We start from the raw sequence: 23,018 nt of genomic DNA on the forward strand, positions 1-23,018 counted from the left end.
AAACATGGTTTGCAAATCCGCCCCATTGCTGTTTACACAACACTACGAGGTAAGTCTTGGGTGCGTTCTGGCGAACTATGCCAGCGCGCTGATTTTGGAGGTTACTATGAAAAAACTCGTTCTCGCTGCTGCTCTGACCGCTGCTGCTTCCACTGCATTCGCCGGCGCTCCTGCCGAGCCGATCATCGAAGCACCTGTCATCGTCGAAGAAACACGTAGCTCCTCGGGCGGCATCATCCTGCCCCTGCTGCTGTTGATCGTCGTCGCGGCTGCTGTTTCCGACTAAGTTTCGGACGCAAGAAAATCAAAAAGGCGGCACGCAAGTGCCGCCTTTTTTCGTTTCAGAGCTGTTGCCAGTCTTGTGGGGCGGGGCTTTAGGCCAACCACCCTTGCAGGTTCTCTTCGATCACGGTGTTCAGCGCGTCGATATGTGCATCATCGTCGTTGAGGCAGGGGATATAGGTGAACGTCTCACCACCCGCGTGCTCAAAGCTTTCCTTGATCTCTTCGTTGATCTCTTCGAGCGTTTCGATGCAATCCGCCGAGAACGCAGGCGCACAGACGGCGATGTTCTTCTTGCCCGCTTCGGCCAGACGGGCCACCTCTTCGACTGTGTAGGGCTGCAACCACTCTTCGGGGCCGAATTTCGACTGGAACGTCGTGGTGATCTCGGTGTCTGCCCAACCCAGCCGCTCTTTCAGCAGGCGCGTCGTTTTCTGACACTGGCAATGGTACGGGTCGCCTTCCATCAAATAGCGGATCGGCACCCCGTGATAGCTGCACACCAGAATGTCCGGTCGCGTATCCAGCGCGCCATAAGCCCGCTCAATCGACTGTGCCAGCGCCTCGATGTACTCTGGATGCTGATAGTACGGTTCGACTGTACGGGTCGTCGGCTGCCACTTTTCTTCCATCAACGCGCGAAAGAACTGGTCGTTTGCTGTGGCTGACGTTGCACCGGCATAGTGTGGGTACAGCGGGAAAAACAGGATCTTCTGGCACCCGGCCTCAACCATCTCGCGCACCTTGGATTTGGTCGACGGATTGCCGTAGCGCATGCAGAAATCAACCATCACCTGATCGCCATAGCGCGCCTGTAGACCGGCCTTGATCTTGGTCGTCTGGTCTTTGGTGATGGTCATCAACGGGCTTTCACCCGCATCGTGATTCCAGATAGATTTGTAGGCCGCACCGGATGAAAAGGGGCGCTTGGTCAGGATGATCAGTTGCAGCAGGGGTTGCCAGACCCACGCGCTGTAGTCGATGACCCGTTTGTCGGACAGGAATTCGTTCAGGTACCGGCGCATCGACCAATAGTCGTAGTTATCCGGCGTTCCGAGATTCGCCAGCAGGATACCAACCCGCGCCTGCGGGATCGCGGGGTGATCGTCGGCGGCATGGGCCGGACGTATCGCGGTCTTGCTGGTATCAAGCATTCTCTGGGCATCCTCGTGCAGTATGGGGGACCAGATAAACGGTTTTGGGTGCGCGTCAATCTGGCAGCGACGTTTCGTCCGTGTGCAAGGCGTCTGCCAACCGTGCCTGCGCCGATCCCGGTCGCAGTGGTTTCTGCTGACTGTCGTCGGGCGCCCACCCGGTCAGCAAGATCAATTCATAGGTCGCGATGATGCCGTCCCCGCTGTCGGCGGGATAGGCGCGCGCATAAATGTCCGCGGCGCGTTCAAACACTGCGCGGCGCGTCGGCCTGCGCAGGCGGCTAGTCAGCGCGTTGGCCTCGCCCATAGCCCGCAGATCGCGCATCAGGTGCCACATGGATGCGTATTGCACCCGCAATGGCACAGTATCTGCGACCGGCAACGCCAACCCCGCCCGTTGCAGCAAACCGCCCAGATCGCGCACCTCGCCCATCGGTGCCACCCGAGGGGACAGCCCGCCACAAACCGCAATCTCGGCTTCGGCCAGTGCCGCGCGCAGCTCAAACAGCGTTTGGCCACCCAGCGCCACCGCCAGCAACAGCCCATCGGGTTTGAGGGCGCGCCGACACTGGATCAACTGGCCCACAGGGTCATTTGCCCAGTGCAGGCCCATGCTGTGGATCACCGCATCGTGACCACCCGTGGTCAGCGGCAGCGTCTCCGTCTCGGGAAAAACGGCGGCATCTGCGATTGCACCCTCCCAGATGTGGGGAAAGGCCGTGACCACCGCTGGCGATTGAAAGGTTTTGTTAACCAGTTCCAGACGATCATGCACATCGTCCCGTGCGATCTCTTGCAGGAACAGCGCATCGGGTGCGGCGCGCGCGCGGTTGAGGGCAAGCGCATAAGGATCGGTAAGGGCGTTGGCGTGGGTCATGGGCAATCAGGATAGGTCGGCATGGGTCTCATACAAACAACACTTGCGGCCATCTACCCCCCGCGCTGTCTTGGGTGCGGATCCACGGTCGACAGCGACTTTGGCCTGTGCGGCGCTTGTTGGGGTCAAACCGCGTTCATCGGTGGCGCATCCTGCGATGCCTGCGGCGCGCCTGTGCCCGGCAGCGTCCAGGACGAGGACCTGCACTGTGACGCCTGCCTCAAAACACCGCGCCCCTGGGCGCATGGGCGTGCGGCGCTGACCTATACCGGCATGGGCCGCAAACTGGTCCTGGGTCTCAAACATGGCGATCGCCAAGAGGTCGCGCGCCCCGCCGCCGTGTGGATGCAAGCCAGCCTTGGCGATATCGTCGATCCCCGGACCCTCATTGTGCCGGTACCTCTGCATTGGACGCGCCTGGCGAAACGGCGGTACAATCAGTCCGCCCTGATCGCGATGGAACTCTCCAAGCTCACGGGCCTCGACTGGTGTGCCGACCTGTTGCAACGGACCCGGCGGACCCCGTCACTGGATGGAAAATCACCGACAGAACGGTCTGACGCGCTGTCCGGCGCCATCGCAATCGCCCCCAAACGGCGCCACCGCATTCAGAGCAGGCCAGTCCTGCTGGTCGATGATGTGATGACAACCGGTGCCACGTTGGCCGCCTGTGCCACGGCCTGCGGTGCGTCGGGTGCGGATCATGTGTGCGTGAGCGTACTGGCACGGGCGGTCAAAGATCACTAAATCCGATGCAACGCAGTACGCAAAGGACCAAGACCGATGAAACCCGTTGAAATCTATACGTCGCCGCTGTGTGGCTATTGTCATGCCGCAAAACGACTGCTCAAGGAAAAAGGCGTGGCCTTTTCCGAGGTGAACGTGCTGGCACAGCCGGGCCGCAAGGCCGAGATGATCAAACGTGCAAATGGTGGTCGGACCGTGCCGCAGATCTTTATTGGCGACTCGCACGTTGGCGGATGCGACGATCTCTATGCGCTCGAGCAGTCAGGGAAACTTGACCCGCTTCTCGCCTCCTGAATGAAAGCGGCCCTGCTGCAACTCAACGTCTCGGACGATCCGGTGGCCAATCTGCCCCGGACGGTCGCGATGGTGCAGCAGGCTGCGGATGAGGGGGCGCAGTTTGTGCTGACCCCCGAGGTGACCAACTGTGTTAGCACCGCGCGTGTTCATCAGAACGCGGTTCTGCAAACCCAGGAACAGGATCAGACCCTGACTGCGCTGTGCACAGTTGCGGCCGCACGTGGGATACACCTGCTAATCGGTTCACTTGCCGTTAAAACGGATGAAGCGGACGGGCGGTTTGCCAACCGGTCTTTCCTGATTGGCCCGGATGGCGCGATCATCGCGGGTTATGACAAGATACATATGTTCGACGTCCGTATCTCTGACACCGAAACATATGCCGAATCCGCCGGATACCGCCCCGGCACACGTGCCGTGGTCGCGAATACAGACATTGGCACCATCGGCATGGCCATCTGCTATGACATGCGCTTTCCACGATTGTCGGATGCGCTTGTGTCGGCAGGCGCCGAGATACTGACCTATCCATCCGCGTTTTCCCCTGTCACGGGTGCGGCGCATTGGCACAGTCTTTTGCGGGCCCGCGCGATTGAGGCGGGGGCCTGGGTGTTGGCCCCGGCGCAGACAGGCACGCATTCCAGCGCGAATCACAAGACGCGGGACACCTATGGGCACAGCCTCGTGGTCAATCCATGGGGGGAGGTCGTGCTTGACGCAGGGGCGGCGCCGGGCGTTTATATGTTCGATCTGGATTTGGACGCTGTGGCCGAGGCGCGCCGCCGTATCCCGTCGCGGGAAAACGCGCGCCGTTTTGATGGCCCCTGAGGTGTATGAGCACAGAAAAGAACGCATTGGCCATTTCGCTCTTCAGCGAGGTGCTGGCAGCGGATCAGATGGTCCGCAACCGGCTCAGCCGCGTGTTGCCCAAAGGTATGGAGATTTCGCATTTCTCTGTTCTGAACCATCTCGCCTGGCACGAGGGCGAGCGTAGCCCGGCACAACTGGCCGAGGCGTTCAACGTGACCCGTGGTGCGATGACCAACACGCTGAATCGGCTGGAATGGGCGGGATATGTGCACATCCGCCCCGATTGGGACGACGCACGCCGCAAGATGGTTGCCATCAGCCCCGCAGGCCGCCGCGCACGGGAACAGGCGCTCAGCGCCATTGCCCCCATGGTCGGCGAAGTCATCGACAACCTGGGCGAAGACCGCGTCAAAGCGACCTTGCCCATCCTGCGCGAATTGCGGGCGCGCATGGCACCGGTCAAGTCGGACTAGGCGGCGGGCTTGGTGCTCGCGGTCACATAGTTCACACTCAGATCGCTGTCCGACAGTTTCCACGCCCATGTCAGGGGGTTAAAGATGAACCCCTTGCGGTCCACAGGGTCCAATCCCGCATCTCGGATCAGGTCGAACAATTCGTCAGGTGTGATGAACTTGGACCATTCATGCGTCCCCTTGGGCAGCCAACGCATCACATGTTCGGCACCGATGATCGCCATCATGTAAGATTTCGGATTGCGGTTGATGGTCGAACAAATGTGCAACCCGCCGGGTTTGAGCAACTGCTGGCACGCCGTCAGATAGCTGAGTGGATCGGCCACATGCTCAACAACTTCCATGTTCAGGACGACGTCAAACTGCTCTCCGGCGGCGGCCATGTCTTCGGCCGTGGTGTGACGATAGTCGATTGTCAGGCCAGATTGCTCTGCATGGACCTGCGCAACCGGTATGTTGCGTTCAGCAGCATCGGCACCCACAACATCTGCGCCCACTCGGGCCATCGGCTCTGCCAACAGACCCCCACCGCAGCCAATGTCGAGGATGCGCAGACCCTCAAAACCTTTCGCATGCGAAAGGTTTCGGTCAAATTCGGCGGCAATCTGGCTGGTGATATAGTCCAACCGGCACGGGTTCAGCATGTGCAGCGGCTTGAATTTTCCGTTGGGATCCCACCATTCCGCGGCCATCGCCTCGAATTTTGCGATTTCTGCCGGGTCAACGGTCGTTTGATGCGTTTGCATTTCGGTCTCCGTATGCTCATGTGCGTCTTGCGCCCTATGTAGGTCGGTACAATGGACAAACACAGTGATCAAAAGCGCGCGGTACAATATCTGTACCCGCCTCTGGACCCCTTCGACCAGCGGATGCTGGACGTGGGAGACGGGCATCGCGTCTACGTCGAGCAATGCGGCAATCCGCAGGGCATGCCTGTTGTCGTTCTGCATGGCGGTCCCGGTGGCGGGTGCAGCCCGGCGATGCGGCGCTACTTTGATCCAGAGCGGTTTCGCGTCATCCTGTTCGATCAACGCGGGTGTGGCCGGTCGCGGCCGCATGCGTCGGTGGTGAACAACACCACTTGGCACCTCGTGCGCGACATCGAACTGATCCGCCAAACGCTCGACATCGATGCGTGGATTGTCTTTGGCGGTAGCTGGGGCGCGACTCTGTCCCTTATCTACGCCGAGGCGCACCCCGCCCGCGTGCGGCACCTCGTGTTGCGCGGTGTCTTCTTGATGACCCAGGCAGAGCTTGATTGGTTCTACGGCGGCGGCGCTGGTAAATTCTGGCCTGAGGTTTGGGCCCGTTTCGAAGGGTTGGTGCCCGAGGACGAGCGCGGTGATCTGATCGGTGCCTATCACCGTCGCCTGTTTTCGGGCGACGTGTCACAGGAAACCCGGTTTGCCCGTGCCTGGTCTGCGTGGGAAAATGCGCTGGCGTCGATCCACTCGACCGGATCGGGTGGCGAAGCGCCCGGCGACTATGCGCGCGCCTTTGCGCGGCTCGAGAATCACTATTTCACCAATGCGGGTTTCCTCGATTTTGACGGACAGATCCTCGCGCATGCGGGGCGGATCAAACATATCCCCGGCACCATCGTGCAGGGTCGATATGACATGATTTGCCCACCTGACAGCGCCTACGCCCTGTCTCAGGCGTGGCCGGCGTCTGACCTCAAGATGGTGCGGAATGCAGGACATGCCTTGTCTGAACCCGGTATTTCGGCTGAACTGGTGCGGACTATGGACAGGATTGCAGGAAAATGACCCGCATCGATCGCCGCGCCTTGTTTGCATCCGGTGCAGCCGCTGCCTTGTTGGCGGCGACGGGCGCGTCGGCGTTGCCGCAACGCGGTGGACGTCTGCGCGCGGCGTTGTCGCCCGACCTGTTCGACCTCGCGGTCAACGCGACCGTTTTCGACAACCTCACGGAAATCGCCGCTGACGGCACGATGCGCGGAGAGTTGGCAACTGACTGGTTATCCGACGCCGATGCGCGCGTATGGCATTTCACGCTGCGCGACGATGTGACGTTTCACGATGGCACCCTGTTTGACGCATCGGCTGTAACCGGCCTGATGAACGGCGTGGAAATGCTGGATGCGAGGACAGTCCGGATCACTCTGGACACACCAAACCCCAGCCTGCCCTATTTGCTGGCCCAGCCCGGTTTTGAAATCCGCAATGCGACCGGAACCGGCCTCTATGAGGTGCAGAAACTGGATGCGGGGCGTCATTTCATTGGGACGCGTGTGGACAACCATTGGAAACAGGGCGCCGGGTGGTTCGACAGCATCGAATTTGTGCAATTCGGCGCCGACTACGTGCGGGCCGAGGCGCTGCGTGACGGGCTGGTGGACGTAGCGGATGTCGTGGCGCTGGACGACTATGCCGACCCGCGCGACTACATGAAACTGCCCGGCGATCACGCGCCCACCCATATCGCCAGCCGCACAGTTGCGGTGCCGGTCACGGTCGGCAAGTCCTGGCCACTGGACAACCTGCGCATGGCGGAACGGTGGTGGATGGCCTGAGGGGCTTGCAGACTCGCCCGACCTTACGTATATCCCCCTCAACAGCGGCGCGCTGGGGTCCAAACCCAACGCTCCACCGGGAAACATCGACGGGCCGCGCGCCCGTTTTTTTGTGCCTTGTCACTGGATTTTGGATCACATGACCAACGACCTGATCGCCAAAGCAGCCATTGACCGCCGCCTGGCCGAGATCATCACCCCGGTGATCGAGGATCTGGGCTATGAGTTGGTGCGTATTCGGCTGATGAGCGGCAAGGAAACGACGCTGCAAATCATGGCGGACAAGCCTGATGGCGGGATCGAGGTGGATGATTGCGGTGCGATTTCCACGGCGGTGAGCGCGACCCTCGATGTCGAGGATCCGATCCTTGATGCCTATACCCTCGAAGTGTCGAGCCCTGGCATCGACCGCCCGCTGACCCGGCTCAAGGACTTCGATGCGTTCGAAGGCTACGAGGCCAAGCTGGAAACGGATGAGTTGATCGACGGACGCCGCCGCTTCAAGGGTGTACTGGCCGGGATCGAGGATGACGAAGTGCTGATCAACGTGACCGAGGGCACGATTGGTCTGAAATTCGACTGGCTGAGTGATGCCAAGCTCGTTCTGACGGACGAGCTGATCAAGGAAATGTTGCGCCAACGCAAAGCGGCTGGCGTGCTGAACGAAACAGATTTCGATGAAATACAGACTGACACGTCTGAGGAGGACACCTGATGGCCATTACATCTGCAAACCAGCTTGAGCTGTTGCAAACCGCCGAGGCTGTTGCCCGCGAAAAGATGATCGACCCTGCGCTGGTCATCGAGGCGATGGAAGAATCGCTCGCCCGCGCGGCCAAGTCCCGCTACGGCGCGGAAATGGACATTCGTGTCAGCATCGACCGCAAGACGGGTCGCGCGACATTCACGCGTGTACGTACGGTGGTCGAAGATGAACTGCTGGAAAACTATCAGGCCGAGTTCACCGTTGAGCAGGCCAAGCAGTACATGGAAGACCCCGAGGTCGGCCAACAGCTGATCGAAGAGGTGCCCCCGGTCGAGATGGGCCGCATCGCCGCGCAGTCGGCCAAGCAGGTGATTCTGCAAAAGGTGCGCGAAGCCGAGCGGGATCGTCAGTACGAAGAGTTCAAGGATCGCGCAGGCACGATCATCAACGCGCTGGTCAAGCGCGAAGAGTACGGCAACGTCATCGTCGATGTGGGTGCAGGCGAAGCGATCCTGCGCCGCAATGAAAAGATTGGCCGCGAATCCTATCGCCCAAATGACCGCATCCGCTGCTACATCAAGGACGTGCGCCGCGAACAGCGTGGGCCGCAGATCTTCCTGAGCCGCACCGCGCCTGAGTTCATGGCCGAGCTGTTTAAGATGGAAGTGCCAGAGATCTATGACGGTATCATCGAGATCAAGGCCGTCGCCCGTGACCCCGGTTCGCGCGCCAAGATTGCTGTGATTTCCTATGACGGGTCCATCGACCCTGTGGGTGCCTGTGTGGGTATGCGCGGCAGCCGTGTGCAGGCCGTTGTGAATGAATTGCAGGGCGAAAAGATCGACATCATTCCGTGGAATGAGGATCAGCCGACCTTCCTCGTGAACGCGTTGCAGCCTGCCGAGGTGAGCAAGGTGGTTCTGGACGAAGAAGCCGGCAAGATCGAAGTTGTGGTGCCGGAAGAGCAACTGAGCCTCGCCATCGGTCGTCGCGGTCAGAACGTGCGTCTGGCCAGCCAGCTGACCAACCTCGACATCGACATCATGACAGAAGCCGACGAATCGGCCCGCCGTCAGGCCGAATTCGAAGAGCGTACCAAGCTATTCATGGACAACCTCGACCTCGACGAGTTCTTTGCCCAGTTGCTGGTGTCCGAAGGGTTCACGAACCTCGAAGAGGTTGCATACGTTGAGTTGGACGAGCTGTTGGTGATCGACGGTGTGGACGAAGGCACGGCGCAGGAACTGCAGGCCCGTGCGCGCGACGTGCTCGAAGCGGCGGCCAAAGCAGCACTTGAGAATGCGCGTGCCCTGGGTGCCGAGGACAGCCTTATTGAATTCGACGGGCTCACACCCCAAATGGTTGAAGCGTTGGCTAAGGACGACGTGAAAACTCTCGAAGATTTTGCGACATGCGCGGATTGGGAACTGGCCGGTGGCTGGACAACTGTGGATGGCGAGCGTCACAAGGATGATGGTGTTCTCGAACCCTTTGACGTGTCTCTGGAAGAGGCGCAGCAACTGGTGATGACGGCCCGTATCCTGTTGGGCTGGGTCGATCCGGCAGAACTGGAAGCCGAAGCGGAAGAAGGCGCTGAGGAAGACGGTGAACTGACCGAGGAGACCGAGGCCTGATCTCAGGCCTCGGGGCAACCTCATGGGTCGCGGTGGCGCATCCAAAGAGCGGTCAGATGGACCGGAACGCAAGTGCATTGCCACGGGCGAGGTGCAACCTAAGTTTGGGTTGATCCGTTTCGTCGTTGGGCCTGATGCACAGATTGTGCCGGACATCGCGGGCAAATTGCCTGGGCGTGGTATATACGTGGCCGCCGATCGGACGGCGCTGGACAAAGCGGTGGCCAAAAAGCTGTTTGCACGGGGGGCCAAGCAACCCGTGCAGGTGCCGGACGACCTGACGAACGAGGTTGAACGGCAGTTGGCGCGGCGGGTTGTCGATTTGATCGCCTTGTCGCGAAAATCTGGCCGGGCTGTGGCTGGCTATGAAAAAGTGAAATCCTGGCTTCAAATGGAAGAGGCACAGGTTCTGATACAAGCGGTAGATGGTTCGGGTCGTGGCAAGACCAAACTGAGCACGCCGCATTTTGGAACATATATCGGATGGCTGACATCTGACGAGTTGGGTTTGGCCTTTGGCCGCCAAACTGTGATACATGGGGCGCTCGCCTCTGGTGGACTCACGCAACGTGTTGTAGAGGAAGCCAACCGTTTACGCGGAGTCCGCGAAATTGTGGTGTCTCAGGCCACCGGGCGCGAAAATACAGAGGCATCGGCCTCTGGGAAGGATTGACGAGCTTTGAGCGATACAGACGGAAAGAAGACATTGGGTCTGCGCGGTGGCGCGCGCCCTGGCAACGTGAAACAGAGTTTCAGCCACGGACGTACCAAGAATGTCGTCGTCGAAACGAAACGCAAGCGGGTCGTTGTACCCAAGCCGGGGGCAGGCAAGCCCGCGGGCGGAGGAAGTGCATCCGCCGGTGACCCGAGCCGCCGCCCCGCCGGGATCTCTGACGCAGAGATGGATCGCCGCCTGAAGGCGGTTCAGGCTGCCAAGGCACGCGAAGTCGAAGAAGCGGCAGAGCGCGCCGCAGCCGAAAAGGCACGCGAAGTCGAACGCGAGCGCCGCCGGGCCGAGATCGAGGCCAAGGAGCGCGAAGAGAAAGAGCGTGAAGAAAGCCTGAAAGCCAAGGCCGCCGAAGAGGCGCGCAAGGCTGCTGAGGCCGAAGCGGCTGCGCAAGCGGCTGCGGCTGCACCGCCCGCCGAATCGACCAAGCCCGCGCAACGCCAGGCACAGCCTGCGGCGGCCCCGCGCAAGCAGGACCGCGACCGCGACCAGCGCAACAACAACCGCGGCAAAGGCGACGATGGTCGTCGTTCCGGCAAGCTGACGCTGAACCAGGCGCTGTCTGGTGGCGAAGGTGGTCGCCAGCGGTCGATGGCCGCGATGAAGCGGAAACAGGAGCGTGCCCGCCAGAAAGCGATGGGTGGTGCGGTTGAGCGTGAAAAGGTTACGCGCACCGTCAACCTGCCCGAGGCAATTGTCGTGTCCGAGCTGGCCAACCGTATGGCCGAGCGCGTGGGCGACGTTGTCAAATCGCTGATGCAGATGGGCATGATGGTCACGCAGAACCAGACCATCGACGCGGACACAGCCGAACTGATCATCGAAGAGTTCGGCCACAACGTGCAGCGCGTGTCGGATGCCGACGTTGAGGATGTGATCAAGGAAGTCGTCGACGCAGACGAAGACCTGAAATCGCGCCCACCGGTCATCACGATCATGGGTCACGTTGACCATGGTAAGACATCGTTGCTGGATGCGATCCGCGACGCCAAGGTTGTCGCGGGCGAAGCAGGTGGCATCACGCAGCACATCGGTGCCTATCAGGTGCAAACCGACGAAGGCGTGACGCTGTCGTTCCTGGATACGCCTGGCCACGCGGCGTTTACGTCGATGCGGTCACGTGGTGCACAGGTGACGGATATCGTGGTTCTGGTGGTTGCGGCGGATGACGCCGTGATGCCCCAAACCGTCGAAGCGATTAACCACGCCAAGGCCGCCGAAGTGCCGATGATTGTTGCGATCAACAAGATCGACCGTCCGGCTGCGAATCCTGACAAGGTGCGGACAGATCTGCTGCAACACGAAGTGGTTGTCGAAAAGATGTCCGGCGAAGTGCAGGACGTCGAAGTTTCGGCGATCACCGGGCAAGGTCTGGATTCCCTGCTCGAAGCGATTGCGCTGCAGTCCGAGATCCTTGAACTGAAAGCCAACCCCGACCGCGCCGCCCAAGGTGCCGTGATCGAGGCGCAGCTGGATGTGGGTCGCGGTCCGGTTGCAACTGTTCTGGTTCAGACCGGGACACTGCGCCAAGGCGATATCTTTGTTGTGGGTGAGCAGTACGGTAAGGTCCGTGCGCTGATCAACGACAAGGGCGAGCGCGTCAAAGAGGCTGGCCCGTCGGTGCCTGTCGAGGTACTGGGCCTGAACGGCACACCCGAAGCGGGCGACGTGCTGAACGTGACCGAGACCGAAGCGCAGGCGCGTGAGATTGCCGAGTATCGCGAGAAAGCGGCCAAGGACAAACGCGCGGCGGCTGGTGCGGCGACGACCCTCGAACAGCTTATGGCGAATGCCAAGGCGGACGAGAATGTCAGCGAACTGCCCATCTTGGTCAAAGCGGATGTGCAGGGCTCTGCCGAGGCGATCGTTCAGGCGATGGAAAAGATTGGCAACGACGAGGTGCGCGTGCGCGTACTGCACTCGGGTGTTGGTGCCATCACTGAAACGGACGTCGGTCTGGCCGAAGCGTCAGGCGCGCCGATCATGGGCTTTAACGTCCGTGCAAACGCGTCGGCCCGGAACACGGCCAACCAGAAGGGCGTCGAGATCCGGTACTATTCGGTGATCTATGACCTTGTGGATGATGTGAAAGCTGCGGCCTCGGGTCTGTTGAGCGCGGAAATCCGCGAGAACTTCATCGGCTATTCCGAGATCAAGGAAGTCTTCAAGGTTACGGGCGTTGGCAAGGTTGCCGGTTGTCTGGTCACCGAAGGTGTCGCACGTCGCTCTGCCGGTGTGCGCCTGCTGCGCGACAACGTGGTGATCCACGAAGGTACGCTGAAGACGCTCAAACGCTTCAAGGATGAAGTGGCCGAGGTGCAGTCCGGTCAGGAATGCGGCATGGCCTTTGAGAACTATGATGACATCCGCCCGCAGGACGTCATCGAGATCTTTGAACGCGAAGAGATCACGCGCACGCTGGACTGATAGCGGCGCACCCAGAATCGAAAAGGGGACGGTGAAAACCGTCCCCTTTTGATTTGGAATGATCTGAATTTCGTCAGGCAGCCTGAGTGACTGGCATCCCAGAGTATTGCGCGCCATCGACGCGTACGGTCATCCGACCGTCTGGCAGGGTTTTTACGTAAATCCCCTGCACCAAAACCGATGTGCCCAGTGCAATCGTTCTCAGCATGATCTTTCCTCCCCAAAAGAAAGTTGTAGGAACAATGTACGCGCATTGGTTAACAAGTCATCAACAATGTCATGAATTTGTCATTTTTTGTGCGCAAAAATTATGGGCACACGCTTAAGTTTAAAGCCAATCACGCAAAACAGGTATCAGGGGAATGTCTGCGGCGGGCATTGGATAGTCTTTTAGGTCATTTGCTTTGACCCATTTCAACGCCTGACCTTCGCGTGATTGCGGCACCCCTTCCCACTTTCGACAGGCGAAAAGCGGCATCAACAGGTGGAACGAATCGTAGCTGTGGCTGGCGAATGTCAGAGGTGCGAGACAGGATTGCCAGGTGTTGATGCCCAGCTCTTCCTGCAGTTCGCGGATCAAGGCGATTTCAGGCGTTTCGCCCGGTTCGACCTTGCCGCCGGGAAATTCCCACAGGCCAGCCATGGATTTCCCCTCGGGGCGCTGGGCCAAGAGGATTCGTCCGTCGACGTCGATCAACGCAACGGCGGAAACGAGAACCACTTTCACGACCGGTAGTCCGCGTTGATGTCGATATAGCGATGGGTCAAATCGCAGGTCCAAACTGTCGCTGCGCCGTCGCCCATGCCGCAGTCGACGCGGATGCGGATTTGGTCGCCCTTCATATGTGCGGCTGCGTCTGCCTCCACGTAGTTGAGGCTGACCCATCCGTCTTCGGCGACCTGCGTGTCACCAAACCAGATGGACAGGGTGTCACGATCCGCGGGCGCGCCGGACTTGCCAACGGCCATGACGACGCGGCCCCAATTCGGGTCCTCACCTGCTATGGCTGTTTTGACCAGCGGCGAATTGGCGATGGACAGGCCATGCGTTCTTGCGCTCGCTGTGTCGACCGCACCTGTGACGGTGATCTCGACAAACTTGGTTGCGCCTTCACCATCGCGCACGACCTGATGCGCGAGGTCGAGCATGACCTTGTGCAGCGCCTGTTCAAATCCGGCATCACCTGCCGCGTTGACTTGGCTGGCGCCGGTAGCTGCGACCAGCAGACTGTCGGATGTCGATGTGTCGCTGTCCACGGTGATGCAGTTGAACGTCTGGTCGCAGAGGCGCGCCGTCATATCCTGCAACGCGGATTGATCGACCAGCGCGTCGGTAAAGATGTAGACCAGCATCGTGGCCATATCGGGGGCAATCATACCGCTGCCCTTGGCGATCCCGGCAATGCTGACAGGTTTGCCGTCAATGGTGCAGGTGGCCGAGGCACCCTTGGCGTATGTGTCGGTTGTCATGATCGCCCGCGCTGCGCCCTCGATTCCATCCGCGGACAATGCGCTGTTGAGTTCTGGCAGTTTGTCGGTGATCCGTTCGTGGTGCAGGGGTTCGCCGATAACACCGGTCGAGGCGGTGAACACGCGATTTGTCGGTATGCCCGTCGCGCTTGCCGTTGCCTCGACAATTGTCGACACCGCGACCGCGCCATTGAGGCCGGTGAATGCGTTTGAATTGCCGGAGTTGACCAAAATCGCAGCGCCAGCCGTTGTCGCACTGCCGAGTTTCGCCTGACAGTCGAGCACGGCGGCCGACCGGGTTGCGGAGCGCGTAAATACGCCAGCGATGGACGTGCCCGGCGCGCATTGCGCCAGCATCACGTCTGTTCGGCCTGAATATCCTACGCCCGCAGCAACGGCGGCAAATTGGACACCCGCGATGGGTGGCAAGTCAGGGAACCGAGCGGGTGCCAGTGGCGAGATCTTGGACGCCATTTGCTATTCGACCAGCGTCAGATCTTTGAGCATGGCGGGGTCGATTGCGTCAGCGCCCGATTGATCGATGGTTGCGCCGGCTTCGAGTTCGGACACGTATTCCTCAAGTGCTGCCTCGCGGACTTCGGCTTCCAACTCCTGGCGGAGCGATTCAAGCGAGGGACGTTCCTGAATCCGTGTCTCGTTCAGGATGATCACGTGCCAGCCGAATTGTGTCTGGACGGGTTCGGACACCTGACCGGGCTCCAACGCGATCACCGCCGCCTCGAAGCTGGGGACCATTGCGCCCGTGCCGAACCAACCCAATTGACCGCCATTGGGGCCGGACGGGCCTGTCGATTTATCGCGGGCTGTCGCGGCAAAATCTGCGCCGCCTTCGATCTCTTCCTTGACGGCCTGTGCGGCCTCTTCGGTTTCGACGAGGATGTGCGAGGCGTTGTATTCGCGAGACGGTTCAGCGTCCTGGAAACGGGCATCGTACGCTGTTTGCACAGCTTCGGGCGTGATGGTGCGCTGGAACAGTTTTTCCAGTTCCTCGCCAGCGGTCAGCGACCGGGTTTCGTTGTCAATCGACAGTTTTGCACGCGCGGGCAATTCGCCGTCATATGCCTGGGACAGCAGGGTCTGGTGCACAAGCTGTTCGAGGATGCCGTTGAACAGGACCTCGTCAGGCAATTCCTGGAATTGGGCGGGCAGGGTGGCCCGTGCCACGATCATGTGACCCACCGTGATTTCTGTCCCGTTCACGGTCGCGACGACGGTGTTTGCGTCCTGCGCAGCAGCGGGCAGGGCCATGGCGGCAACAAGGCCAAATGCAGGCAGGGAGAGAAAGCGTTTGATCATCGAACAGTCCTTGGGCTGTGCACGCAGGGCTGCGCGCATTGACACGGTATAGCGTGACCCTTACATCGCCCTATGGACGCGGCCTGGGCCGGTTTCTGCCCACCGTATCTATGGGCTTGGCGCGCGCCCGGCAAGCAGTTGCTGCACAACATGAATTGATCGGCTGGAGAACGCATGCTCGGTTTCGGAACGCTCACCAAGAAGGTGTTTGGTACCCCTAATGATCGCAAGGTCAAAGCCACGCGCCCGCTGGTCGAAAAGATCAATGCGCTGGAGCCGGAATTCGAGGCGCTGAGCGACGATGGTCTGAAGGACAAGACCGAAGCACTGGCGCAGCGTGCCATGGGCGGTGAGAGCCTCGATGACCTGCTGCCCGAAGCGTTTGCCAACTGCCGCGAGGCGGCGAAACGGGCGCTGGGTCTGCGGGCCTATGACACCCAGTTGTTGGGTGCGATTTTCCTGCATCAGGGCAACATCGCCGAGCAAAAGACCGGTGAGGGGAAAACCCTGACGGCGACCTTTGCCACATATCTGAACGCGCTGACCGGCAAGGGCGTGCATGTGGTGACCGTGAACGATTACCTCGTTCAGCGTGACGCGGAGTGGATGGGCAAGGTGTTTGGTGCCTTGGGTCTGACCACTGGTGTGGCAATTGCGGGTATGGACGAGGACGCCAAGCGCGCCGCCTATGCCTGTGATGTGACCTATGCCACGAACAACGAGTTGGGCTTTGACTATCTGCGCGACAACATGAAACCCTCGATTGAGGACATGGTTCAGCGCGGGCACAACTATGCCATCGTGGACGAGGTCGACAGTATTCTGATCGATGAGGCGCGGACGCCGCTGGTCATTTCCGGCCCGTTGCAGGACCGGTCCGAGATGTATGTGACCATCGATGCGATTATTCCGCTGATCGAGGACGCGCATTTCACGCTTGATGAGAAACAGAAGAACGTCACATTTACGGACGAGGGCAACGAGTTTCTCGAAGAGCAGTTGCTGGCGCGCGGTCTGATCGAAGAAGGCCATTCGCTCTATGATCCGGAAAGCACGACAATCGTGCACCACGTCAACCAGGGTCTGCGTGCGCACAAGCTGTTCCTGCGGGACAAGGACTATATCGTCCGCAGTGGTGAAGTTGTCCTGATCGACGAATTTACCGGTCGGATGATGGCGGGTCGCCGTTTGTCTGACGGCTTGCATCAGGCGCTGGAAGCCAAGGAAGGCGTTCAGATCCAGCCCGAGAACCAGACGTTGGCCTCTGTCACGTTCCAGAATTATTTCCGCCTCTATAACAAGCTGGCGGGCATGACCGGCACAGCGGCGACCGAAGCCGAAGAGTTTGGCGAGATTTACGGGTTGGGCGTGGTCGAAGTGCCGACCAACAAGCCCATCGCCCGCGTTGATGAAGATGATCAGGTGTTCCGCACCGGGCAGGAAAAATACCTGGCCATGGTCAAAGAGATCAAGGCCGCCCATGAAAAGGGGCAGCCGGTTCTGGTCGGGACAACGTCCATCGACAAGTCCGAAATGTTTGCGACTATGCTCACCGCTGAGAACATTCCGCACAACGTCCTTAACGCGCGCCAGCACGAACAAGAGGCGCAGATTATTGCGGATGCCGGCAAACTGGCCGCGGTGACCATTGCAACCAACATGGCGGGCCGTGGTACTGACATTCAGCTGGGTGGCAACGTCGAGATGAAGGTGCTGGAAGCGATTACCGCTGATCCAGAAGCCGATCCCGAAGCCATCCGCGCCCGGATTGAAGCAGAACACGAGGACGAAAAGCAAAAGGTGCTGACCGCCGGTGGTCTGTTTGTTCTGGCGTCTGAACGGCACGAAAGCCGCCGGATCGACAACCAGTTGCGTGGCCGTTCGGGCCGTCAGGGAGATCCAGGTCGCACGTCCTTTTATCTCAGCCTCGAAGACGACCTGATGCGTATCTTTGGCTCTGACCGTCTGGACAAGGTGCTCAAGACGCTGGGTCTGGAGGAAGGCGAGGCGATTGTGCATCCTTGGGTGAACAAGTCGCTGGAGCGCGCGCAGGCCAAGGTCGAAGGGCGCAACTTTGACATCCGTAAGCAGTTGCTGAAATTCGATGACGTGATGAACGACCAACGTAAGGTCGTGTTCAGCCAACGTCGTGAGATCATGGAGGCCGATGACCTGTCCGAGATCACGTCGGACATGCGCGACGAAGTGGTCGACGATCTGATTGATCAGTACATGCCAGCCAACTCCTATGCCGATCAGTGGGACACGCAGGGCCTGTATGCGGCTGTGATTGAACAACTGGGTCTGAACGTTCCGGTGATGGAATGGTGCGACGAAGAGGGCGTGGACGACGAACAGATCCGCGAACGTTTGATTGCAGCCAGTGATGCGCTGATGGCCGAAAAGACCGAAGCCTTTGGCGAAGAGAATATGCGCAGCATCGAGAAGCAGTTGGTGTTGCAGGCCATCGACGGCAAGTGGCGCGAACACCTTTTGACGCTGGAGCATCTGCGCTCGGTTGTTGGGTTCCGTGGCTACGCACAGCGTGACCCGTTGAACGAATACAAGAACGAAGCGTTCCAGTTGTTCGAGGTGATGCTCGAAAGCCTGCGGACCGAAGTGACGCAGAAACTGGCGCTGATCCGCCCGATGACCGAGGAAGAGCGTCAGCAAATGCTGGCGGACATGGCGGCACAGCAGCAGGCAGCCATAGAGCCTGCTGAGGATGCCCTGCCTGCGCCGACCGAAGAGGCGATTGCAAACGGGTTTGATGAAAACGACCCTGCGACATGGGGCAACCCCGGTCGCAACGCGCCTTGCCCCTGTGGGTCCGGTCGGAAATTCAAGCAATGCCACGGGCGTCTTGCCTGAGGCATTGCCTTAATCCTGCCCCAAAGACTCCGCGACCCGGTCATACCCCGGCCCTGATGCTGTGCGATTCCTTACCGTGATCCAATCCGTGGAAGGGACGTGGGACAATGCAGCATATGAAGGAAATCGTGACGGCCGTTGGCACGCTTGCCATCGCTGTGGGCATTGGTTTCGTCATGCAAAGCAGCGAAGCCGCTCAGGAACGTTATGGCAAATCGGCGCGGCCGATTTCGATCCCGGCCCCCGAAGCACCCGCCGAAACGCTCAACGGGAGCGCCAGTGCTGATGTGCTCGAAGTGCAGGACATCGAACTGACGTCCGCGTCGGACACCGCCGCCACGTCAGAGGTTGCGCCTGTGCAGCGCGTCTCGGCACCTGCTGGTGATCTTCCGCCCGAAACAGAGGGTGTGGCCCAGTCCGAACAGTGCGAAATGACGGCCACCGCAATTCCGACAGCCGCGGCGATGGTCAACCTGACCCTTGATGCGCCGTGTGCTGGCAACGAACGTCTGACGGTGCACCACAACGGTATGATGTTCACCGAAACCACAGATGCCGACGGTGGCCTGAGCGTCACGGTGCCTGCGATGACGGAACAAGCGGTGTTCATCATCGCGTTTTCCAATGGCGATGGCGCTGTTGCGCAAACCACCGTGCCGGATCTTGGTCGCTATTACCGCGTTGCGCTGCAATGGCGTGGGCGCACAGGGTTTGAATTGCACGCACGTGAGTTTGGTGCGGACTATGGCCAGGAAGGTCACGTGTGGACTGGCGCGCCACAAAACGCGGCGGGTATGGTTGCGGGACAGAACGGATTTGCCATGCGGTTGGGGGACGCGCTGTCTGCGGAACCGCTGATTGCCGAGATTTACACATTCCCGACCGGCATGTCCGAACGTGCTGGCACCATCGATCTGAGTGTCGAAGCCGAAGTGACCAATGGCAATTGCGGGCTGGATATCGAGGCGCAATCGCTCGAGATGATGGCGGGTGGACAGATGAAAACACAGGATCTGTGGCTGTCTGTGCCTGATTGCGATGCTGTTGGCAGCTTTCTGGTGTTGAACAATCTTGTCTCAGACCTGAAAGTCGCAAGCAACTGACCGTTGCGACAAAGGGCTGACTATGGCTTGGGTACGTGCGGCGATTTTCGCCGCACTTTCTTTTTGGGCGACTGCGTTGACCGCGCAGGACGTCACTTTGACCTCGCCAGATGGGCAGGTCGAACTCAGCGGGACGTTGCTGGGTTTTGATGGTGAGTTTTACCGCATCGAGACTGTCTATGGCGAATTGACTGTGGATGGATCTGGCGTGCTGTGTGACGGCCCTGCCTGCCCAAACCTTCAGGATTTTGTTGCCGAAGTCAGCATCTCGGGTTCGGCCACCATGGGGTCCGTTCTGATGCCCGCGCTGATCGAGGGGTTCGCCCTGCGCAACGACTATTCGGCGGCGCGGCTATCGATTGGTCCGTCGAACTTTGTCTACGAGCTCAAGGACAACAGCACCGACAAGACCGTCGCCCTGTTCTATTTCCATGTCTCTACCACTGACGAGGGGTTTGCCGATCTGTTGGTGAACGATGCGGATATCGTCATGGCACTGCGTGAAATCCGGCCCGATGAACGCCAGCGCGCGCGGGATGCCGGGATGGGTGACATGACGGATGCAAATCGCAGTCGCGTGTTGGCCCTGGATGCGATGGTGCCGATTGTGTCGCCCTCGAACCCGGTAGACCAAATTTCGCCGCAGGCGTTGGCCCGCGTATTTGGTGGACGGATCACGAATTGGCAGGAACTGGGCGGCGCTGACGCCCCCATCACGCTGCACCTGCCGGGCGCGCAGACCGGATTGGGTCAGACTGTCGAGGATGAGATCATGGGCCCCGCGCGTCTGGCGTTTGCCGATGAAATTGTGCGCCATCCCCGCCCGCGAGAGGTGGTGGACGCGGTGTTGGCGGATCCGTTTGGTCTGGGTATTGCGAGCTATGCTGATACAGGCAACACGCGGTCCCTGACGCTGACCGGCACATGCGGGTTTTCCCTTTCGGCGGCGCGTGGCACGATCAAGACCGAAGATTATCCGTTGACCGCGCCCATGTTTCTATACGTCCCCGCCCGGCGTTTGCCCAAGGTCGCGCGGGAGTTTCTGGCCTTTACCCGTGGGGCGTCGGCGCAGATTGTGATCCGCCGTGCGGGTTTTATTGATCAGGCGCCCGAGGAAATCTCGATCAACGATCAGGGGTATCGGTTTGCCAATGCAGTCACTGCTGCGGGTCCAGAGGTGTCGTTAGAAGAATTGCAGCGTATGACGCGCACGCTGTACGGCATGGCGCGCTTGACGACGTCGTTCCGGTTCGAGGCGGGATCGGTTCGTCTGGATGCGCAATCACGGTCCAATGTGCAGCAATTGGCGCGCGCGCTGGAGCAGGGCAAATACGATGCGCGGCAGATCTTGCTGGTCGGTTTCAGTGACGGGGATGGACCGGCCACAGCCAACCGTGACATCGCGTTGCGACGGGCCGAAGCGGTGATGCGCGCGGTCACAACCGCCGCTGAAACGGTGAACTTTGATCGCATTCAGATGGGCGTCGACGCATTCGGAGAAGCCTTGCCCATGGCGTGCGATGACAGCGCATGGGGCCGCCAGGCAAACCGGCGCGTCGAGGTGTGGGTCCGCTAAAGGTATCCTTCGGATTTGAAGCTGAGCTCGCGTGATTTGCCCACGATCAGGTGGTCATGAAGTGTCAGGCCCAGAGCAGCACAGGCCATTTCCATCTGAGCCGTCATGTCGATGTCGGACTGGCTAGGGGTCGGGTCGCCGGATGGGTGGTTGTGCACAAGGATAAGCGCAGAGGCGTTGAGTTCCAGAGCGCGTTTGGCCACCTCGCGGGGATAGACGGGGACGTGGTCAACGGTGCCCTTGCCCTGCTCTTCGTCCGCGATCAGCACGTTCTTGCGGTCCAGAAACAGAACCCGGAACTGTTCGGTTTCGCGGTGCGCCATCGTGGTATGGCAGTAATCAACCAAGGCGTCCCAACTGGAAATAACTTGTTTGTTCATAACCTTGGCGCGGGCGAGGCGCTGGGCAGAGGCCTCGATGATCTTGAGTTCGCAGATCACCGCATCGCCGACGCCCTTGATGCTGCGCAGCCGGTCAGGCGGAGCAGAGACGACACGGTTGAAGTCACCAAACTCGGCCATCAGGGTATGTGCGAGTGGTTTGACGTCCTGGCGGGGAATGGCGCGAAACAGAACGAGTTCCAGCAGTTCGTAGTCAGGGACCGCGCCAGCGCCGCCATCCATGAACCGTGTGCGCAGACGTTTGCGGTGGTCCGCCATATAGGACGGCGTACGCCCGCGCGGCATGGGCGCGGGCGTTGCTTCGTCGAAATCGAAGGGCAGCGGCTGTTCGGCAAATTCGGACATGTCCGAACGGTGCCGCAGCTTGGTTAGAGAAGGGTTAACGGGGCAACGAAATCCACCGCTGTTGGTTTAACCCTTCATCGAATCCCAAAAGGACTTCACCGATGAAAAGAAGCTGCTGGATTCAGGGTTGTTCTCTTCGGAGAGGTCCTCGAATTCGCGGAGCAATTCCTTTTGACGGCTGGTCAGGTTGACGGGTGTTTCGACGGCCAATTCGATGAACATGTCACCGGCACCACCACCGCGCAGGGCTGGCATGCCCTTGGACCGCAAACGCATCTGGCGTCCTGATTGCGACCCTGCCGGGATCTGCACTCGGCCGCGACCGCCGTCGATGGTTGGCACCTCGATCGAACCGCCCAGTGCCGCGGTGCCCATGCTGACCGGCACGCGGCAGAACAGGTTGGTGCCGTCGCGTTCAAACAGTTTGTGATCAGACACCTCGATAAAGATGTACAGATCGCCGGATGGGCCGCCGCGCATTCCGGCTTCGCCCTCGCCAGCAAGGCGGATGCGGGTGCCGGTTTCGACGCCTGCGGGGATGTTCACGGACAGCGCGCGATCCTTTTCGACGCGACCGGCGCCGGAACAGGTTTTGCATGGGTTTTGGATGATCTGGCCCAGGCCCGAACATGTGGGGCAGGTCCGTTCAACGGTAAAGAACCCCTGTTGCGCGCGTACCTTGCCCATGCCCGAACACGTCGGGCAGGTTGTGGGTTCGGTGCCGCCCTCGGCACCGGAGCCATCGCAGCTGCCGCAGCTGACGGATGTGGGGACATTGATCGTTTTTTGCAGACCTGCAAACGCCTCCTCAAGAGAGATGCGCAGGTTGTAGCGCAGGTCAGACCCACGCGCGGCTCGACGTCCGCCGCCGCCACCGCGTTGGCCGCCCATGAAGTCGCCAAAGAGGTCGTCGAACACATCGGAAAAGGCAGAGCCCATATCCGGGTGGCCGCCGCCAAAACCGCCGCGTTGTCCGCCGCCGCCCATGCCACCTTCGAATGCGGCATGACCGAAGCGGTCATAGGCCGCTTTTTTCTCGGCGTCTTTCAGGACGTCATAAGCCTCGTTGGCTTCTTTGAACTGACTTTCTGCGTTGGGATTGTCGGCGTTGCGGTCGGGGTGCAGCTCTTTGGCCTTGGTGCGGTAGCCCTTTTTGATCTCGTCAGCGCTTGCGCCTCTGGAGACGCCAAGCACCTCGTAATAATCACGTTTTGCCATGGATCAACTCCTTTGCTGGAACGTCTGAGGCCGGCCTGATCGGGCCG

The 23,018-nt window shown here is 60.1% G+C and carries 23 protein-coding genes; 14 read left to right on the plus strand and 9 right to left on the minus strand.

Going from position 1 to position 23,018, the window contains the following annotated elements:
• Positions 1-106 precede the first annotated feature (106 nt).
• The gene (locus Q0936_RS00330) at positions 107-286 is read left to right on the plus strand and encodes a hypothetical protein (protein ID WP_299139754.1); all 180 of its coding nucleotides are present in this window, start codon (positions 107-109) and stop codon (positions 284-286) included.
• A gap of 88 nt (positions 287-374) precedes the next feature.
• Here Q0936_RS00330 and hemH read toward each other — a convergent pair whose 3' ends face one another.
• Both hemH and Q0936_RS00340 read right to left on the minus strand, forming a co-directional pair.
• Positions 375-1,436, minus strand: a complete 1,062-nt coding sequence (gene hemH / locus Q0936_RS00335; protein WP_299295333.1) for a ferrochelatase — start codon at positions 1,434-1,436, stop codon at positions 375-377.
• Positions 1,437-1,491: 55 nt separating this feature from the next.
• Positions 1,492-2,313: a methyltransferase domain-containing protein gene (locus Q0936_RS00340; RefSeq protein ID WP_299139749.1), complete on the minus strand. Its 822-nt coding sequence runs from the start codon at positions 2,311-2,313 to the stop codon at positions 1,492-1,494.
• Positions 2,314-2,334: 21 nt separating this feature from the next.
• Between Q0936_RS00340 and Q0936_RS00345 the strand changes: the two genes are divergently transcribed.
• From Q0936_RS00345 to Q0936_RS00360, 4 genes are read left to right on the plus strand one after another with little or no spacing between them, the layout of a single operon-like run.
• Complete coding sequence (locus tag Q0936_RS00345; protein WP_299139747.1) at positions 2,335-3,060, plus strand: double zinc ribbon domain-containing protein; 726 nt, start codon at positions 2,335-2,337, stop codon at positions 3,058-3,060.
• A 36-nt stretch (positions 3,061-3,096) separates the two neighbouring features.
• Positions 3,097-3,354 carry a glutaredoxin 3 gene (gene grxC, locus Q0936_RS00350; RefSeq protein ID WP_299139745.1) on the plus strand — a complete coding sequence of 86 codons (258 nt, stop codon included), beginning with the start codon at positions 3,097-3,099 and terminating at the stop codon, positions 3,352-3,354.
• Positions 3,355-4,185 (plus strand): carbon-nitrogen hydrolase family protein, encoded by an 831-nt coding sequence (locus Q0936_RS00355; protein ID WP_299139742.1) that lies wholly within the window; start codon positions 3,355-3,357, stop codon positions 4,183-4,185.
• Positions 4,186-4,190: 5 nt separating this feature from the next.
• Positions 4,191-4,640, plus strand: coding sequence for a MarR family transcriptional regulator (locus Q0936_RS00360; protein WP_299139739.1), 450 nt, complete (start codon positions 4,191-4,193; stop codon positions 4,638-4,640).
• On the opposite strand, the gene ubiG is transcribed toward Q0936_RS00360, so the two are convergent.
• Positions 4,637-5,386, minus strand: a complete 750-nt coding sequence (gene ubiG / locus Q0936_RS00365) for a bifunctional 2-polyprenyl-6-hydroxyphenol methylase/3-demethylubiquinol 3-O-methyltransferase UbiG (RefSeq protein WP_299295336.1) — start codon at positions 5,384-5,386, stop codon at positions 4,637-4,639. The two genes, Q0936_RS00360 and ubiG, sit on opposite strands and share 4 nt — an antisense overlap.
• Before the next feature lie 51 nt (positions 5,387-5,437).
• Between ubiG and pip the strand changes: the two genes are divergently transcribed.
• From pip to infB, 6 genes are all read left to right on the plus strand, one after another.
• The gene (pip, locus tag Q0936_RS00370) at positions 5,438-6,409 is read left to right on the plus strand and encodes a prolyl aminopeptidase (RefSeq protein ID WP_299295339.1); all 972 of its coding nucleotides are present in this window, start codon (positions 5,438-5,440) and stop codon (positions 6,407-6,409) included.
• Positions 6,406-7,176, plus strand: coding sequence for an ABC transporter substrate-binding protein (locus Q0936_RS00375; RefSeq protein ID WP_299295341.1), 771 nt, complete (start codon positions 6,406-6,408; stop codon positions 7,174-7,176). Before pip ends, Q0936_RS00375 begins: the two co-directional genes overlap by 4 nt.
• A gap of 139 nt (positions 7,177-7,315) precedes the next feature.
• A complete protein-coding gene (gene rimP, locus Q0936_RS00380) occupies positions 7,316-7,891 on the plus strand; it encodes a ribosome maturation factor RimP (protein WP_299139726.1) in 576 nt (191 codons plus the stop codon).
• The gene (gene nusA, locus Q0936_RS00385) at positions 7,891-9,516 is read left to right on the plus strand and encodes a transcription termination factor NusA (RefSeq protein ID WP_299295343.1); all 1,626 of its coding nucleotides are present in this window, start codon (positions 7,891-7,893) and stop codon (positions 9,514-9,516) included. The genes rimP and nusA overlap by 1 nt, the downstream gene beginning before the upstream one ends.
• Before the next feature lie 22 nt (positions 9,517-9,538).
• Positions 9,539-10,189, plus strand: coding sequence for an RNA-binding protein (locus Q0936_RS00390; RefSeq protein ID WP_299139721.1), 651 nt, complete (start codon positions 9,539-9,541; stop codon positions 10,187-10,189).
• A gap of 6 nt (positions 10,190-10,195) precedes the next feature.
• Positions 10,196-12,670 (plus strand): translation initiation factor IF-2, encoded by a 2,475-nt coding sequence (infB, locus tag Q0936_RS00395; protein ID WP_299139719.1) that lies wholly within the window; start codon positions 10,196-10,198, stop codon positions 12,668-12,670.
• 73 nt (positions 12,671-12,743) lie between these two features.
• Here the strand turns inward: infB and Q0936_RS00400 are convergent, their stop codons facing one another.
• From Q0936_RS00400 to Q0936_RS00415, 4 genes are all read right to left on the minus strand, one after another.
• Complete coding sequence (locus tag Q0936_RS00400) at positions 12,744-12,878, minus strand: hypothetical protein (protein ID WP_299139717.1); 135 nt, start codon at positions 12,876-12,878, stop codon at positions 12,744-12,746.
• Positions 12,879-12,998: 120 nt separating this feature from the next.
• Positions 12,999-13,397: an 8-oxo-dGTP diphosphatase MutT gene (gene mutT, locus Q0936_RS00405; protein WP_299164842.1), complete on the minus strand. Its 399-nt coding sequence runs from the start codon at positions 13,395-13,397 to the stop codon at positions 12,999-13,001.
• Positions 13,394-14,614 (minus strand): bifunctional glutamate N-acetyltransferase/amino-acid acetyltransferase ArgJ, encoded by a 1,221-nt coding sequence (gene argJ, locus Q0936_RS00410; RefSeq protein WP_299295346.1) that lies wholly within the window; start codon positions 14,612-14,614, stop codon positions 13,394-13,396. The genes mutT and argJ overlap by 4 nt, the downstream gene beginning before the upstream one ends.
• A 3-nt stretch (positions 14,615-14,617) precedes the next feature.
• Complete coding sequence (locus tag Q0936_RS00415; protein ID WP_299164840.1) at positions 14,618-15,457, minus strand: peptidylprolyl isomerase; 840 nt, start codon at positions 15,455-15,457, stop codon at positions 14,618-14,620.
• A 174-nt stretch (positions 15,458-15,631) separates the two neighbouring features.
• Here Q0936_RS00415 and secA point away from each other — a divergent pair, with 174 nt between their 5' ends.
• The 3 genes from secA to Q0936_RS00430 all read left to right on the plus strand — a co-directional run bounded on the left by secA (position 15,632) and on the right by Q0936_RS00430 (position 21,007).
• Positions 15,632-18,328, plus strand: a complete 2,697-nt coding sequence (secA, locus tag Q0936_RS00420; protein ID WP_299139711.1) for a preprotein translocase subunit SecA — start codon at positions 15,632-15,634, stop codon at positions 18,326-18,328.
• A 107-nt stretch (positions 18,329-18,435) separates the two neighbouring features.
• Positions 18,436-19,431, plus strand: coding sequence for a hypothetical protein (locus tag Q0936_RS00425; protein ID WP_299295348.1), 996 nt, complete (start codon positions 18,436-18,438; stop codon positions 19,429-19,431).
• Positions 19,432-19,453: 22 nt separating this feature from the next.
• The gene (locus Q0936_RS00430) at positions 19,454-21,007 is read left to right on the plus strand and encodes a phosphate ABC transporter substrate-binding/OmpA family protein (RefSeq protein ID WP_299139705.1); all 1,554 of its coding nucleotides are present in this window, start codon (positions 19,454-19,456) and stop codon (positions 21,005-21,007) included.
• On the opposite strand, the gene radC is transcribed toward Q0936_RS00430, so the two are convergent.
• Positions 21,004-21,753, minus strand: a complete 750-nt coding sequence (gene radC / locus Q0936_RS00435; RefSeq protein WP_299295350.1) for a DNA repair protein RadC — start codon at positions 21,751-21,753, stop codon at positions 21,004-21,006. The genes Q0936_RS00430 and radC overlap by 4 nt on opposite strands.
• Positions 21,754-21,819: 66 nt before the next feature.
• Complete coding sequence (gene dnaJ, locus Q0936_RS00440) at positions 21,820-22,971, minus strand: molecular chaperone DnaJ (RefSeq protein ID WP_299295353.1); 1,152 nt, start codon at positions 22,969-22,971, stop codon at positions 21,820-21,822.
• Between the last annotated feature and the right edge of the window lie 47 nt (positions 22,972-23,018).

This window comes from uncultured Tateyamaria sp. (assembly GCF_947488715.1).
Lineage (GTDB): Bacteria > Pseudomonadota > Alphaproteobacteria > Rhodobacterales > Rhodobacteraceae > Tateyamaria.

Excerpts from the sequence above, each read along its gene's own strand:
- Q0936_RS00330 (WP_299139754.1), top strand. The coding sequence starts at position 107 with ATGAAAAAACTCGTTCTCGCTGCTGCTCTGACCGCTGCTGCTTCCACT.
- Q0936_RS00340 (WP_299139749.1), bottom strand. The coding sequence starts at position 2,313 with ATGACCCACGCCAACGCCCTTACCGATCCTTATGCGCTTGCCCTCAAC.
- Q0936_RS00345 (WP_299139747.1), top strand. The coding sequence starts at position 2,335 with ATGGGTCTCATACAAACAACACTTGCGGCCATCTACCCCCCGCGCTGT.
- Q0936_RS00415 (WP_299164840.1), bottom strand. The coding sequence starts at position 15,457 with ATGATCAAACGCTTTCTCTCCCTGCCTGCATTTGGCCTTGTTGCCGCC.
- Q0936_RS00400 (WP_299139717.1), bottom strand. The coding sequence starts at position 12,878 with ATGCTGAGAACGATTGCACTGGGCACATCGGTTTTGGTGCAGGGGATT.
- radC (WP_299295350.1), bottom strand. The coding sequence starts at position 21,753 with ATGTCCGAATTTGCCGAACAGCCGCTGCCCTTCGATTTCGACGAAGCA.
- ubiG (WP_299295336.1), bottom strand. The coding sequence starts at position 5,386 with ATGCAAACGCATCAAACGACCGTTGACCCGGCAGAAATCGCAAAATTC.
- Q0936_RS00425 (WP_299295348.1), top strand. The coding sequence starts at position 18,436 with ATGCAGCATATGAAGGAAATCGTGACGGCCGTTGGCACGCTTGCCATC.
- Q0936_RS00360 (WP_299139739.1), top strand. The coding sequence starts at position 4,191 with ATGAGCACAGAAAAGAACGCATTGGCCATTTCGCTCTTCAGCGAGGTG.
- Q0936_RS00375 (WP_299295341.1), top strand. The coding sequence starts at position 6,406 with ATGACCCGCATCGATCGCCGCGCCTTGTTTGCATCCGGTGCAGCCGCT.
- pip (WP_299295339.1), top strand. The coding sequence starts at position 5,438 with ATGGACAAACACAGTGATCAAAAGCGCGCGGTACAATATCTGTACCCG.
- Q0936_RS00390 (WP_299139721.1), top strand. The coding sequence starts at position 9,539 with ATGGGTCGCGGTGGCGCATCCAAAGAGCGGTCAGATGGACCGGAACGC.
- secA (WP_299139711.1), top strand. The coding sequence starts at position 15,632 with ATGCTCGGTTTCGGAACGCTCACCAAGAAGGTGTTTGGTACCCCTAAT.
- hemH (WP_299295333.1), bottom strand. The coding sequence starts at position 1,436 with ATGCTTGATACCAGCAAGACCGCGATACGTCCGGCCCATGCCGCCGAC.
- rimP (WP_299139726.1), top strand. The coding sequence starts at position 7,316 with ATGACCAACGACCTGATCGCCAAAGCAGCCATTGACCGCCGCCTGGCC.
- grxC (WP_299139745.1), top strand. The coding sequence starts at position 3,097 with ATGAAACCCGTTGAAATCTATACGTCGCCGCTGTGTGGCTATTGTCAT.
- nusA (WP_299295343.1), top strand. The coding sequence starts at position 7,891 with ATGGCCATTACATCTGCAAACCAGCTTGAGCTGTTGCAAACCGCCGAG.
- Q0936_RS00355 (WP_299139742.1), top strand. The coding sequence starts at position 3,355 with ATGAAAGCGGCCCTGCTGCAACTCAACGTCTCGGACGATCCGGTGGCC.
- dnaJ (WP_299295353.1), bottom strand. The coding sequence starts at position 22,971 with ATGGCAAAACGTGATTATTACGAGGTGCTTGGCGTCTCCAGAGGCGCA.
- argJ (WP_299295346.1), bottom strand. The coding sequence starts at position 14,614 with ATGGCGTCCAAGATCTCGCCACTGGCACCCGCTCGGTTCCCTGACTTG.
- Q0936_RS00430 (WP_299139705.1), top strand. The coding sequence starts at position 19,454 with ATGGCTTGGGTACGTGCGGCGATTTTCGCCGCACTTTCTTTTTGGGCG.